10 protein-coding genes are annotated in these 13679 nt (G+C 74.0%); all 10 read right to left on the bottom strand.

Features of this window, described 5'->3' with window-relative positions; genetic code table 11:
* Window positions 1-1165 (bottom strand): cell division protein FtsZ (gene ftsZ, locus amrb99_RS47880; RefSeq protein WP_190868766.1); only part of this gene is annotated, 1165 nt, incomplete at its 3' end.
* A gap of 451 nt (window positions 1166-1616) precedes the next feature.
* Window positions 1617-2378: an FtsQ-type POTRA domain-containing protein gene (locus tag amrb99_RS47875; RefSeq protein ID WP_190868765.1), complete on the bottom strand. Its 762-nt coding sequence runs from the start codon at window positions 2376-2378 to the stop codon at window positions 1617-1619.
* Between the two features lie 86 nt (window positions 2379-2464).
* Complete coding sequence (murC, locus tag amrb99_RS47870) at window positions 2465-3886, bottom strand: UDP-N-acetylmuramate--L-alanine ligase (RefSeq protein WP_190868764.1); 1422 nt, start codon at window positions 3884-3886, stop codon at window positions 2465-2467.
* Window positions 3883-4977: an undecaprenyldiphospho-muramoylpentapeptide beta-N-acetylglucosaminyltransferase gene (murG, locus tag amrb99_RS47865; RefSeq protein WP_190868763.1), complete on the bottom strand. Its 1095-nt coding sequence runs from the start codon at window positions 4975-4977 to the stop codon at window positions 3883-3885. The genes murC and murG overlap by 4 nt, the downstream gene beginning before the upstream one ends.
* A 123-nt stretch (window positions 4978-5100) precedes the next feature.
* A complete protein-coding gene (ftsW, locus tag amrb99_RS47860; RefSeq protein WP_190868762.1) occupies window positions 5101-6360 on the bottom strand; it encodes a putative lipid II flippase FtsW in 1260 nt (419 codons plus the stop codon).
* Window positions 6357-7811 (bottom strand): UDP-N-acetylmuramoyl-L-alanine--D-glutamate ligase, encoded by a 1455-nt coding sequence (murD, locus tag amrb99_RS47855; RefSeq protein ID WP_190868761.1) that lies wholly within the window; start codon window positions 7809-7811, stop codon window positions 6357-6359. The genes ftsW and murD overlap by 4 nt, the downstream gene beginning before the upstream one ends.
* Before the next feature lie 2 nt (window positions 7812-7813).
* Complete coding sequence (gene mraY / locus amrb99_RS47850; protein ID WP_190868760.1) at window positions 7814-8872, bottom strand: phospho-N-acetylmuramoyl-pentapeptide-transferase; 1059 nt, start codon at window positions 8870-8872, stop codon at window positions 7814-7816.
* Entirely contained in the window at window positions 8869-10263 is a 1395-nt protein-coding gene (gene murF / locus amrb99_RS47845) for a UDP-N-acetylmuramoyl-tripeptide--D-alanyl-D-alanine ligase (RefSeq protein WP_190868759.1), read from the bottom strand. The genes mraY and murF overlap by 4 nt, the downstream gene beginning before the upstream one ends.
* A gap of 18 nt (window positions 10264-10281) precedes the next feature.
* Window positions 10282-11802 (bottom strand): UDP-N-acetylmuramoyl-L-alanyl-D-glutamate--2,6-diaminopimelate ligase, encoded by a 1521-nt coding sequence (locus amrb99_RS47840; RefSeq protein WP_190868758.1) that lies wholly within the window; start codon window positions 11800-11802, stop codon window positions 10282-10284.
* A gap of 81 nt (window positions 11803-11883) precedes the next feature.
* Window positions 11884-13679 (bottom strand): penicillin-binding protein 2 (locus amrb99_RS47835; RefSeq protein ID WP_347257180.1); only part of this gene is annotated, 1796 nt, incomplete at its 5' end.

The following is a 13679-nucleotide window of genomic DNA, read 5'->3' as shown; positions in this document are numbered from 1 at the left end:
GATCTGCCGGGACGGGCGCGGCGAGCGGCGTGGACGGCTGCGGCGCGGCTGCGGCCTGCGCGACCGACTGGTGCGGCGCGGGCTGCGGACCGGTGTCGGAGCGGCCGACCCGGCTCGGGATCGGGTTGGACGGCGCGGGCGGCGCGGCGGGCGGCGGCACCGGGCGGGGCGGCGGGGCGGCGCGCTTGGTCTCCGGCTCAGGGGCCGGCCGGGTAGGGCGCCCTTCGTCGAAGCCCGCCGCGATCACGGTGACCCGCACCTCGTCGCCGAGCGCGTCGTCGATGACCGCGCCGAAGATGATGTTGGCGTCCGGGGCCGCCGCGTTCGAGACGAGCTGCGCCGCCTCGTTGATCTCGAACAGGCCGAGGTCGGAGCCGCCGGAGATGGACAGCAGCACGCCGTGCGCGCCGTCGATGCTGGCCTCCAGCAGCGGGCTGGAGATCGCCATCTCCGCGGCGGCGACGCTGCGGTCGTCGCCGCGCGCCGAGCCGATGCCCATCAGCGCCGAGCCGGCCCCGGACATGACGGACTTGACGTCGGCGAAGTCCAGGTTGATCAGGCCCGGGGTGGTGATCAGGTCGGTGATGCCCTGGACACCGGACAGGAGCACCTGGTCGGCGGCCTTGAAGGCGTCCAGCACGCTGACCTGCCGGTCGGAGATCGACAGCAGCCGGTCGTTGGGGATCACGATGAGGGTGTCGACCTCGTCGCGCAGCGTCTCGATGCCGGCCTCGGCCTGCATCGCGCGGCGCTTGCCCTCGAAGCTGAACGGGCGGGTGACCACGCCGATCGTCAGGGCGCCGAGCGACCGGGCGATGTTGGCGACCACGGGCGCGCCGCCGGTGCCCGTGCCGCCGCCCTCCCCGGCGGTGACGAAGACCATGTCGGCGCCCTTGAGCACCTCCTCGATCTCCTCCCGGTGGTCCTCGGCGGCCTTGCGGCCGACGTCCGGGTTCGCTCCGGCGCCGAGGCCCCGGGTGAGCTCGCGGCCCACGTCCAGCTTCACGTCGGCGTCACTCATCAGCAGCGCCTGGGCGTCCGTGTTGATCGCGATGAACTCGACGCCCTTGAGTCCCTCCTCGATCATCCGGTTGACGGCGTTGACGCCGCCGCCGCCGATACCGACGACCTTGATGACCGCGAGGTAGTTCTGCGGTGCTGCCACGACGAGGGGCCTTTCCGCTCGCTCTATCCGACCCGCCGGTCCGGTCTGCCGACCGTCCGCCGCGGAGTTTCCTGACCTGTGCGCTTTTTCGGCGCGGGCCGTGGGCGGAACCGACCGTCGATCCGATCCACCCTCAACCCTCACCCTCAACTTGAGGCTTACAGTTATGTCAACCTGAGGACTGATACGGACAGTAGGGCGGCCTTACCGCCAGGGTCAACTAACCTCCCCCGAACTCCACCGGCGTGTCGCACTGGGCACGGGTTTGCCCTGGTTGGCGACGGACGTGTCCGCCGCCTGCCGCTCAGTGCACCGCCGCCCGCCCTCCGGTCCGTCCAGGCCGGCCGAACTCCGGCCGACCGTTCCAGCGTGCCCCATCGGCCGCCCGGAATCGCCCCGACACACGCACCGGACCCGAACGGCTTGACATTCGACCGCCCCGCACCGCTGATCAGCGCGTGATCAGGACCTCCGGCGAGCTGACGTCGATGGCGTGCAGGGACCGCCCCGACGCGGTGCGCTCCACCGAGTCCAGCAGCCGGATCTTCTCCGCCGCGCGCTCCGGCGGGCCCCACGTCACCGTCAGGCCGCCCTTCATGCGCAGCTCCACGGACCCGGGATCGGCCGCCTCCACCTCCTCGACCCGGCCGCGCAGCCGGTCCGGCAGCCCGGTGAGCACCTTGAGGGCCGCGAGCGTCGCCGGGTCGGACGGCCCGGGCGAGGAGACGGTCAGCTCAGGGAGCCCGGCCGGGCGCGACGCCCCGTCCGCCACGGTCACCCCGTGCCGGTCGAGGCGCTCGTAGCGGCCGCCGCGCTCCAGCACCGCCACCGGGACGCGCTCCCGCACGACGATCCGGACCGTGGCGGGCCAGTCCCGCCTGACCTCGGCGGACTCCACCTCGCGGAGCCGCTCCACCCGCGCCCTGACCTCCCCGGTGTCCAGCCGCGCCATCGGGACGCCGAGGCGGATCCCGGCGGCGGCGACGATCCGGTCGCGCGGCGCGAGCGCGGCGCCGCTCACCTCCACGTGCCGCACCACCAGCAGCTTCGAGCCGAGCAGCACCCAGCCGACCGCGGCCAGCGCGCCGAGCACGAGCAGCGCGACGAAGATCACTTTCCAGCGGCCCCCGCGGGGCCGGCCGGCGGCGGGCTCCGGCACGGCCGCCGGGTCCTCGGTCCCGCTCTCCGGTTGGTCCGTCCGCGCCTCGGTCATGACCCCAGCTTGACAGTGATCGGGCCGCGCGGCGCCGAACGTCCGCGCGGCGGCGTGTCCCCCTCGACGGCGGCCCGGCCCGCCGCTCAGCGGGTCGCGAGCCGCTCCAGCACCAGCGGGCCGAGCGCGGTCACGTCACCCGCGCCCAGCGTGATCACCACGTCGCCGGGTCGGGCGAGCGAGGCCGCCAGGCCGGGGACCTCGTCCCGGACGGGCGCGTAGACGGTCTCGGTCCCGGCGGGGACGGCGTCGGCGACGAGCGCGCCCGTCACGCCGGGCTCCGGGTCCTCGCGGGCGCCGTAGACGTCCAGCACCACCGCGACGTCGGCCATGCCGAGCGCGGCGCCGAACTCGGCGGCGAAGAACCGGGTGCGGCTGTACAGGTGCGGCTGGAACACCGCGACGATGCGTCCGGCGGCGCCGCCGGCCGCGGCCTTCTCCCCCAGGTAGTCGCGGGTGGCCTCCAGGTCGGCGGTCAGCTCGGTCGGATGGTGGGCGTAGCTGTCGAACACCTCGACGCCGCCCGCCTCGCCCTTGCGCTCCAGCCGCCGCATCGCGCCGCCGAACGCGGCGAGCCCCTCCCGCACCGCCGCGCCGTCCACGCCGAGCGCCTGCGCGACCGCGACGACCGCCGCGGCGTTGAGCGCGTTGTGCCGGCCCGGGACGCCGAGCGCCACCTCGCCGGCGCCCTCGATCGCGAAGCGGGAGCCGAGGCCGCGCGGGGTGAACCCGGTCACCCGCAGGTCGGCGCCCTCCGCCTCCCCGTACGTCCGGACGGTCAGCCCCCGCGCCCGCGCCCGGTCGGCCAGCTCCATGGCGACCGGGTCGTCGGCGCCGGCGACGAGCGTCCCGCCCGGCTCGATCCGGTCGACGAACCGGGCGAAGTTCTCCTTCACCATCTCGAAGCCGCCGTAGTTGTCGAGGTGGTCGGCCTCGACGTTGGTGACGACCGCGATGTGCGGGGTGTACATGAGGAACGAGCCGTCGCTCTCGTCGGCCTCGGCGACGAACACGTCCCCGGTGCCCTCGTCGGCGCCGAGCCCGGTGGTGACGAGCTGGCCGCCGATGCAGTACGACGGGTCGGCGCCCGCGTGCTGCAGCGCGACCGTCAGCATCGACGTCGTGGTGGTCTTGCCGTGCGTCCCGGCGACGGCGACGGCGCGCCGCCCCGCCATCAGCGAGGCGAGCGCCGCCGAGCGGTGCAGCACCCGCAGCCCGCGCTCGCGCGCGGCGACCAGCTCGGGGTTGGCCTCCCGGATCGCGGTGGACACCACGACGGTGTCGGCGTCGCCGACGTGCGCGGCGTCGTGCCCGACGAACACCTTCGCGCCGAGGTCGCCGAGCTGGCCGAGCAGCTCGGAGTCGCGCGCGTCGCTGCCGGACACGGCGATGCCGCGGCGCAGCATGATCCGCGCGATGCCGGACATGCCGGCCCCGCCGATGGCGATGAAGTGGACCCGGCCGAGCTCGCCGGCCGGGACGACCTCGCCCGGGTCGATCAGGCTCATCGGGCGGCGCCCGCCGCGCGGACCACGTCGTACACCATCCGGGCCAGCGCGACGTCGGCGTCCCGGCGGCCCATCCGCCCGGCCGCCTCGGACATGTGCGCGACCCGGCCCGGGTCGGCCAGCACCGGCAGCAGGTTCCGGGCGATCCAGTCCGGCGACAGCTCGGCGTTGTCGACCAGCATGCCGCCGCCCGCCGCGACGATCGGCTCGGCGTTCAGCCGCTGCTCGCCGTTGCCGATCGGCAGCGGCACGTACACCGCGGGGAGCGCGACCGCGGCCAGCTCCGCGCAGGTCATCGCGCCGGCCCGGCACATCGCCATGTCGGCGGCGGCGTAGGCCAGGTCCATCCGGTCGCAGTACGGGATGGTGACGTACTGCGGGCCGCCCTGCGCCGGCTCCGGCTCCTCGGTGTTCTTCGGTCCGACGATGTGCAGCACCTGGATGCCGGCCTGCCGGAAGTACGGCGCGGCGGCCACCGCGGCCTGGTTCAGGGAGCGGGCGCCCTGCGACCCGCCGAAGATCAGCAGGGTCGGCAGGTCGGGCAGCAGGCCGAAGTAGGAGCGGGCCTTGTCGCCCATCGCCAGCCGGTCCAGGGACGCGATCTCGCGGCGCAGCGGGATGCCGACGAAGGTGGCGTTCGGGAGCGGCGAGTCCTGGTGCGACACCGCGACGTGGTCGGTGAAGCGGGCGCCGAGCTTGTTGGCCAGGCCCGGCTTCGGGTTGGCCTCGTGCACGATGATCGGGACCTTGCGCTTGCGCGCGGCCAGGTAGCCGGGGGTGGCGACGTAGCCCCCGAACCCGACCAGGACGTCGGCCCTGGCCTGGTCGAGGACGTTCGCCGCCGCGTTGATCGCGCCGCGCAGCCGTCCCGGGACCGACAGCAGCTGCGGGGTCAGCGTGCGCGGCAGCGGGACCGGCGGGATGAGCGCGAGCTCGTAGCCGCGCTGCGGGACCAGCCGGGTCTCCAGGCCCCGTTCGGTGCCGAGGCAGACGATCCCCGTGTTGGGGTCGTTGCGGCGCAGCGCGTCGGCGAGAGCCAGGGCGGGCTCGATGTGTCCGGCGGTGCCGCCGCCGGCCAGGACAACCCTCATGCTCGTTGACAACTCCTCAGCGTGTTCGACGTGTCGGGTGCCGTCCGCTCGCGTGCCGTCCGCCCCGCACTCGGCGCGTGCGGGCGACGGACGCCGGGTCGCCGGCACCCCGGCGGGGGGATTTCAGCGCCGTGCCAGTCCCAGCCAGCTTAGAGCCCTCACGACCGGTCCGGGGCCGCGTGCGGACAGTGCTTGCCGCGCGCCGGGCTCGCGTTTGGCGAACGCCAGCAGCATCCCGAGCGCGATCAGGGTCGGGATGAGCGCGGAACCGCCGTAGGAGACCAGCGGCAGCGGGATGCCGGTGATCGGCAGCACCCCGATCACCGCGCCGATGTTGACGATGGCCTGGACCACCAGCCAGGCGGTCGCGCCGGCGGCGGCGAGCCGGGTGAACGGGTCCTTCACCCGGCGGGCGATGCGCAGCCCCGCGTAGGCCAGCAGGCCGAACAGGCCGAGCACGACCAGGGTGCCGACCAGCCCGAACTCCTCCCCGACGATCGCGAAGATGAAGTCGGTCTCGGCGTGCGGCAGGTAGTCCCACTTGGCGCGCCCCTCCCCGAGGCCGGTGCCGAACAGCCCCCCGGAGGCGACCGCGAACAGTCCCTGGATGCCCTGGTAGTTGCTGGTCAACCGGTTGCCGGCCGGGTCGAGGAAGCCGGTGAGCCGCTGCATCCGGTACGGCTCGACGATGATCAGGATCGACACCAGCAGGCAGACCAGGCCGGCGATGCCGACGAACAGCCGGCCCGGCGCGCCGACCACCCACAGCAGCGCCAGGAAGATCGTCAGCAGCACGAGGGTGGTGCCGAGGTCGTTGCCGAGCATGACGAGCAGCACCAGCACCCCGGCGCCGGGCAGCAGCGGCACCAGCAGCGGCCGCCACTCGGTGAGCTGGCCGAGCCGCTCCTTGCGGGCCAGCAGGTCGGCGCCCCACAGCACCAGCGCGAGCTTGGCGGGCTCCGACGGCTGGATCTGGACGGGCCCGAGGTCGATCCAGCGGGTGGCGCCGCCGGCGCTGCGGCCGAGGCCGGGGACCAGCACCATCGCCAGCGCGACGATCGACAGCAGCAGCAGCGGGTAGGCCAGCGCGCGGAACGTCCGCACGGGCAGCCGGGACGCCATCCACATCAGCGGCAGCCCGATCACCATCCACACGGCCTGCTTCTGGAACAGCGTGTAGGCGGACCCGGTCTCCTGCAGCTGCTTGACCGACGACGCCGACAGCACCATGGTCAGGCCGAGCGCCAGCAGCATCACCGAGCAGCTCAGCACCAGGTAGTAGGAGGTGAGGGGGCGGTCGAGCAGCCCGACCGCGGCGACCACCTGCTCGCGCGGCCCGGCCCGGCGCGTCCGCCCCTCCTCGGCCGGTACGGCGGTGGTCATGACGCCTGCGGGTCTCCGGCGGCGGCGAGGCGTTCCACCGCGGCGATGAACGCCTCGCCGCGGGCGGGGTAGTTGGCGAACATGTCGAAGGAGGCCCCGACGGGGGCGAGCAGCACGGTGTCGCCGGGACGGGCGAGCCCGGCTGCTTCGGTGACGACGCGGTCCATGGCCCCAGTGTCGGTGTCGGCGACGTCGACCACAGGGACATCGGCGGCGTGTCGCGCGAGTGCCTCGGCGAGCCGGTGCCGGTCGCGGCCCATCAGCACGACGCCGCGCAGCCGGCCGGCGCAGGTGCGCACCAGGTCGTCGACGTCCAGGCCCTTGAGGAGGCCGCCGGCGATCCACACGATCGACTCGTAGGCGGCCAGGGACGCGGCGGCCGCGTGCGGCTGGGTCGCCTTGGAGTCGTTGACGTAGGCGACGCCGCCGACGTCGGCGACGTGCTGGATGCGGTGCGGGTCGGGCACGAACGAGCGCAGCCCCTCCCGGACGGCCTCGGGCGGCACCCCGAAGGCCCGCGCCAGCCCGGCCGCCGCGAGCGCGTTCGCGACGTTGTGCGGCGCGAACGGGCGGACGTCCGCGAGCGCGGCCAGTTCGGCGGCCTCCGCCGCCGGGTCGGCGGTGAAGGCGCGGTCGACCAGCAGCTCCTCGACGACGCCGAGCTCGCCGGGGCGCGGCACCCGCAGCGTGAACCCGGCGCGCCGCTCGACGCCCTCGGCGCGCTCGGCGAGCGCCGTGGAGGTGGCGTCGTCGGCGTTGTAGACCGCGACGGTGCCCGGCGCGAAGATCTTCGCCTTGGCGCCGACGTAGGCGTCCATGGAGCCGTGCCAGTCGAGGTGGTCGGGCGCGATGTTCAGCACGGTCGCCGCCAGCGGCGCCAGCGAGCTCGACCAGTGCAGCTGGTAGCTCGACAGCTCCACCGCCAGCACGTCGTAGGGCTCGGCGTGCCGTTCCTGGGGGGACGACCCCCCAGACCCCCCGGAACCGCCCACAGCCTCGACGATCGGCGTGCCGACGTTGCCGACGGCGAGGGCCTTGTGCCCCGCCGCCGTCAGCATGCACGCCAGCATCCGGACGACGGTCGTCTTGCCGTCGGTCCCGGTGATGGCCAGCCACGGCGCGGCGCCCTCCGGCCGCAGCCGCCAGGCCAGCTCCACCTCGCCGATGATCTCGACGCCGGCCGCGGCGGCCGCCGCGAGCAGCGGCGCGTCCGGCTTCCATCCCGGCGAGGTGACGACCAGGCCGGTGCCCTCCGGGAGGGTCTCGCCGTCGCCGAGCCGGACCGCGACGCCGCGCTCCGCCAGCTCGGCGGCCTGCGCGCGCTGCTCGTCGCCGTCGCGGGCGTCGACGGCCGTGACGCGGGCGCCCCGCGCGGCGAGCGCGCGGGCGGCGGCCCGGCCGGACACGCCGAGCCCGGCGACGCAGACGGCGAGGCCGTCCCAGGGACTCATCGTCACTTCTTGGGCATCCATTCCAGGTAGAAGATGCCGAGCCCCATCGCGACGAACAGCGCCGACATCAGCCAGAACCGCACGACGATGGTGGTCTCGGCCCAGCCGGACAGCTCGAAGTGGTGCTGCAGCGGAGCCATCTTGAACACCCGTTTCTTGGTCATCTTGAAGCCGCCGACCTGGATGATCACCGAGAGGGTGATCATCACGATCAGGCCGCACAGGATGGCCAGCAGGAACTGGGTGCGGGTGAGGATCGCGAGGCCGACCAGCACGCCGCCGAGGGCCAGCGAGCCGGTGTCGCCCATGAAGATCTTCGCCGGGGGGGCGTTCCACCACAGGAAGCCGAACACGCCGCCGAGCACGGCCGCGGCCACGACCGCGAGGTCCAGGGGGTCGCGCACGTTGTAGCAGTTGGGGACGAGCGAGGCCTGGCAGGAGTTGCGCAGCTGCCAGTTGCCGATGATCACGTAGGCGGCCAGCACCATGCCGGCGGGGCCGGCGGCGAGGCCGTCCAGGCCGTCGGTGAGGTTCACGCCGTTGGACATCGCCGCGATCAGCAGCAGCGCCCAGACGACGAACAGGTAGGGGCCGATCGAGGGGCCGAAGTCGCGCAGGAAGGAAAGGTGGGGGTCGGCGGGGGTGATGTCGTAGCCGTTGGGGAAGTTCAGCGAGGCGACCGCGAAGACCACCCCGACGAGGACGATGCCGAGCATCTTGGCGCCGCTGCGCAGGCCGAGGCTGCGCTGCTTGAACACCTTGATGAAGTCGTCGACGAAGCCGACGAACCCCAGGCCCGTCATCAGGAACAGCACCAGCACACCGGAGATCGTCGGGGCCTGTCCGGTGACCAGGTGCGCGAGCGCGTATCCCACGAGCGACCCGACGATGAAGACGGTGCCGCCCATGGTGGGGGTGCCGCGCTTGGTGAGGTGGGCCTCGGGGCCCTCGTCCCGGATCATCTGGCCGTAGCCGAGCCGGTTGACGATCCGGATCCACACCGGTGTGCCGACCATGACGAAGACCAACGCGAACCCGGCCGCGATGATGATGTTGGTCATCGACCGGCCCGCCCGTCCGGCGCCAGCAGCGCCTCGGCGACCCGTTCCAGCCCGGCCACCCGGGATCCCTTCACCAGCACGACGTCCCGCGGCGCGAGCCGCTCGCTGAGCGCGGCCACCGCCGCGCCGACGTCATCCACCTGCACGCACTCTCCCGTCCATGACGCCACCTCCGCGGCACCTTCGGCCATCGCCGCCGCGTTCGCGCCGACGACGACGAGGCCGTCCAGCCCGCTGCGCGCGGCGTGCCGCCCGATCCTGGCATGTTCCGCGGCGGACGAACCTCCCAGTTCGGCCATTTCACCCAGCACCGCGTACGCGCGCCGGCCGCGGGCCATGTGCGCGAGCACGTCGATCGCGGCCCGCGTCGAGTCGGGGTTGGCGTTGTAGGCGTCGTTGACCACCGTCACCCCGTCGGCCCGCTCGGTGACCTCCATCCGCCACCGGCTGGCCGGCTCCGCCTCCGACAGCCCCGCGGCGATCTCGTCCACCGGCAGCCCCGCCGCGCGCGCCGCCGCCGCGGCGGCCAGCGCGTTCGCGACCGCGTGCGAACCGTACAGCCGCAGCGCGACCGGCGCCGAGCCCTCCGGCGTCACCAGCGTGAACCGGCCCCGGCCCTGCTCGTCGAGCGTCTCGTCCACCGCGCGGACCGCCGCGCCGTCCGACCGGCCGAACGTCACGACCTCGCCCGCGGTGCGCGACGCCATGGCGCTCACCAGGGGGTCGTCGGCGTTGAGCACGGCGGTGCCGTCCGGGCGCAGCGCCTCGACCATCTCGCCCTTGGCGCGCGCGATCGCCTCGCGGCTGCCGAACTCGCCCATGTGCGCGGTGCCGACGTTCAGCACCACCCCGACGTCGGGACGCGCGATCCCGGTCAGGTAGGCGATGTGGCCGATGCCGCGGGCGCCCATCTCCAGCACCAGGTGCCGGGTCTCGGCGCCGGCGCGCAGCACCGTCAGCGGCAGCCCGATCTCGTTGTTGAACGAGCCCGGCGGCCACACCGTCGGCCCCGCCCGCCCGACGAGCTGCGCGATCAGGTCCTTGGTGGAGGTCTTGCCCGCCGACCCGGTGACCGCGACGACCGTCGTGTCCGGAAGCCGCTCCAGCACACCCCGCGCGAGCCGGCCGAGCGCCTCCTTCACGTCCTCGACCAGCACGGCCGGGCCGCCCACCGGGCGCTGCGCCAGCACCGCGGCGGCCCCGGCCGCCAGCGCGGCGGCGGCGAAGTCGTGCCCGTCCGCGTGCTCGCCCTTGAACGCCGCGAACAGCGCCCCGGGCTCCACGGCGCGGGAGTCGATGACCACGGGGCCGCCCGCCACGGCGTCCGGAGGGGCCCCGTCAACGGTGCCCCCCGTGATCTCCGCGATCGTCGACAGCGGAAGTGGGATCACGCCTGCGTCCCGTCCCCTCTACTTCTCTTCCCGAGGCGCGGCACGCCGCAGCGCCTCCCGGACGACCTCGCGGTCGTCGAACGGCTGCACCTCGCCGGCCGCGTACTGGCCCTGCTCGTGGCCCTTGCCCGCGACGACGAGGACGTCGCCGCGGCGGGCCCGGCCGACGGCCAGCGCGATGGCGGCGGCGCGGTCGGGTTCCACGACGATGTGCGCCCGGTGCCGCTGCGGCACCTTGAGCCCGCCCTCGACCATAGCGGCGAGGATGGCGAGCGGATCTTCGGACCTCGGGTTGTCGTTGGTGAAATACGCCATGTCGGCCAGCCGCGCCGCCGCCTCGCCCATCAGCGGGCGCTTGCCGCGGTCGCGGTCGCCGCCGCAGCCGAGCACCACCGCGAGGGACCCCTCGGTGACGGGGCGCAGCGCGGTGAGCACCGCCTCGACGGCGCCGGGCTTGTGCGAGTAGTCGACGAGCGCGACGAAGTCCTGGCCCTCGTCGATCCGCTCCAGCCGCCCGGGGACGCCCTCCAGCGACGCGACGCCGCGCACCGCCGCGGGCAGCCCCAGCCCCGCCTCGACCAGCGCGACGATCGCGGCGAGCGCGTTGGCGACGTTGAACGGCCCGGCGAGCCGCACCGAGGCGTCGGCCTCGACGCCGCCCGGCCCGACGACGCGGAACACGCTGCCGTCCGCGCCGACCCGCACGTCCTCGGCCCGCCAGTCCGCCGCCGGGTCGCCGGACGCCGAGAACGTCGTCATCGGGATCGGGGCGATCTCCAGCAGCTCGCGGCCGTAGTGGTCGTCGAGGTTCACCACGCCGATCCGCGCGTACTCCGGCGTGAACAGCCGGGCCTTCGCCAGGAAGTAGTCCTGCATGGTCGGGTGGTAGTCCAGGTGGTCCTGGGACAGGTTGGTGAAGACGGCGACCTCGTAGTGCGCGCCGCCGACCCGGCCCTGCACGAGCGCGTGGCTCGACACCTCCATCGCCGCGGCGCCGACGCCCCGCTCGCGCATCATCGCCAGCAGCGCGTGCAGGTCCGTCGCCTCCGGCGTGGTCAGCGCGCTCGGCACCCGCTCGTCGGCGACCCGGATCTCCACGCCGCCGACCAGCCCGGTCGTGATGCCCGCGGCGTGCAGCCCGGCCTCGACCAGGAACGCCGTGGTGCTCTTGCCGCTGGTGCCGGTGATGCCGATCAGCGTGATGTCGCGTCCCGGCTCCCCGTACACCCAGGCGGCCGCGTCGCCGAGCCGCGCCCGCGCGTCCGCGACCACCAGGACGGGCAGGCCGGTCGCGGCGGCCCGGTCCCGGCCCGCGGCGTCGGTGAGGATCGCGGCCGCGCCCGCCGCGGCGGCCTGCGCGGAGAACTCGGCGCCGTGGGTGCGGGCGCCGGGCAGCGCCGCGTACACGTCGCCGGGCCGCACCGCGCGCGAGTCGTGCGTGATCCCGGTGACCTCCGTGTCCCCCCAGTCGCCCCGTCCGATCCCGAGAGTCGCCGCGAGCCCGTCCAGCGGACGGGCCTGAGTGGTGGTCGGACGCATGGCGGTTCTTTCGGTGCCGGTGGGACGGGAACGCTGGTGAACGGATGGTGGACTCACGGCGAGTGAGGGTACTCGCTGCGGTCAGTCTCGGGCGTAGATCTTGATGATCGGCGATTTGCTCCCCGTCGGCGGGATCTTCTCGGACTGGAGCGCGAAGCTCATCACGTCGCGGAACACGGGCGCGGCGACGTCGCCACCATAGTGGCTGCCCCGCTTCGGATCCTGCAGGACGACCTGCACGACGAGCCGCGGGTCGTCGGCGGGCGCGAACCCGGCGAACGACGCCGTGTACCCCTTGTAGCATCCGCAGCCCGCGTCGAAGCGCTGCGCCGTGCCGGTCTTGCCCGCGACCCGGTAGCCCTTGATCTGCGCCTTCGGCGCGGTGCCCTCGGGGGTGGTGACGCCCTCCAGCATGTCGCTGATCTGCCGCGCGGTGCCCTCGCTGATCACCCGCTTCTGCTCCGGCGCGGGCGCCGGGGTGAACTTGTCGTTCGCGCCGACCGTCCCCGCGATCAGGTTCGGCGCGACGCGGACGCCGCCGTTGGCGATGGTCGCGTAGACGCTCGCCATCTGCACGGCGTTGACCGACACCGTCTGCCCGAACGCGATCGGGTAGCGGTCGGTGCCCGACCACTTCGACGGCGGGTTGAGCAGCCCCGCCGTCTCCCCCGGCAGCGGCAGGCCGGTCTTCTGGCCGAACCCGAAGTCCCGCAGCGTCTGGTAGAGCCGCTCCTCGCTGATGGTCTGGCTGGCGAGGATGGTGCCGACGTTGCTGGACTTGGCCAGCACCCCGGCGAACGTCAGGTCCTCCACGCCGTGCGGCTCGGAGTCGTGGAACACCACGTTGTACTTGCGGATCCTGTCGGGGACGCTGAAGGGGGTCTGCGGGGTGACCCCGCCGTGCTCCATGACGGCCGCGGCGGTGACGACCTTGCCGGTGCTGCCCGGCTCGTAGGCGTCCTGCACCACCGGGCTGCCCCACACGTCGCGGTCGCCCTTGGTCACGTGGTTCGGGTCGTAGCCGGGCGCCGACGCCATCGCCAGCAGCCTCCCGGTGCGCGGGTCCATCACGATGGCGGTGCCGCTGCGCGCGCCGGTGGCCTTGACCTGCTTCTCGATCGCCTCCTGGGCCTTGAACTGCAGGTCCTGCTGGAGGGTGAGGCGGATGCCGCGGCCGGGGACCGGCGGCTGCTTCTGGTCCTCGCCCATGGGGATGTGCTGGCCCTCGAGGCTGATCTCCACGCGCTGCCAGCCGTCCTTCCCGGACAGCACGGCGTTCTGCGTGCTCTCGAGGCCGGCGGCCCCCTGTCCCGCACCGTTCACGAAACCTATGACGCTCGCGCCCAGCGAACCGTTGGGATAGTCGCGGCGATATTCCGGCAAAGTCCCGATGCCCTGGAAGTTCCAGGACGTGATGAGGCGCGCCTGGTCGGGGGTGACGCCGTGCGCCAGGTAGACGAACTGGGTGCCCTTCTTGCTGATCGCCTTCAGCACCGCGTCCGGGTCCAGGCCGAGGGTCGGGGCGAGCGCGTTGACGATCGCCTGCCGTTTCTCCGGCTTGATGACGTACGGGTCGGCGGTGATCGCACGGGCCTCCACCGTCATGGCGAGCGGGTTGCCCTGCGCGTCGGTGATCGCGCCGCGGACGGCGGGCAGCTTCAGCTTCCGCAGCCGCTGGTCCATCGCCTGCTCGCTGTACTTGCCGGACTCGATCGTCTGGAGCTGGACGAGGCGCCCCGCGAACAGCGACAGCACGAACGCCACGACCAGCAGCCCGGCGTTCAGGCGCTTCATCGGGTCGCGGCGGTGGAAGGGGACGCGCGGGCGGCGCGGGGGCCGCGGCGGGCGGCGACCGGAGCCGCCGCCGGGGCGCGGGC

Origin of the sequence: Actinomadura sp. RB99 (assembly GCF_014706005.1) — a bacterium.
Taxonomy (GTDB): domain Bacteria; phylum Actinomycetota; class Actinomycetes; order Streptosporangiales; family Streptosporangiaceae; genus Spirillospora.
Note: the sequence above shows the minus strand (reverse complement) of the source record. Positions and strands in the feature narration are given on the sequence as shown.

Excerpts from the sequence above, each read along its gene's own strand:
- ftsW (WP_190868762.1), bottom strand. The coding sequence starts at position 6,360 with ATGACCACCGCCGTACCGGCCGAGGAGGGGCGGACGCGCCGGGCCGGG.
- mraY (WP_190868760.1), bottom strand. The coding sequence starts at position 8,872 with ATGACCAACATCATCATCGCGGCCGGGTTCGCGTTGGTCTTCGTCATG.
- murC (WP_190868764.1), bottom strand. The coding sequence starts at position 3,886 with ATGAGCCTGATCGACCCGGGCGAGGTCGTCCCGGCCGGCGAGCTCGGC.
- murG (WP_190868763.1), bottom strand. The coding sequence starts at position 4,977 with ATGAGGGTTGTCCTGGCCGGCGGCGGCACCGCCGGACACATCGAGCCC.
- amrb99_RS47875 (WP_190868765.1), bottom strand. The coding sequence starts at position 2,378 with ATGACCGAGGCGCGGACGGACCAACCGGAGAGCGGGACCGAGGACCCG.
- amrb99_RS47840 (WP_190868758.1), bottom strand. The coding sequence starts at position 11,802 with ATGCGTCCGACCACCACTCAGGCCCGTCCGCTGGACGGGCTCGCGGCG.
- murD (WP_190868761.1), bottom strand. The coding sequence starts at position 7,811 with ATGAGTCCCTGGGACGGCCTCGCCGTCTGCGTCGCCGGGCTCGGCGTG.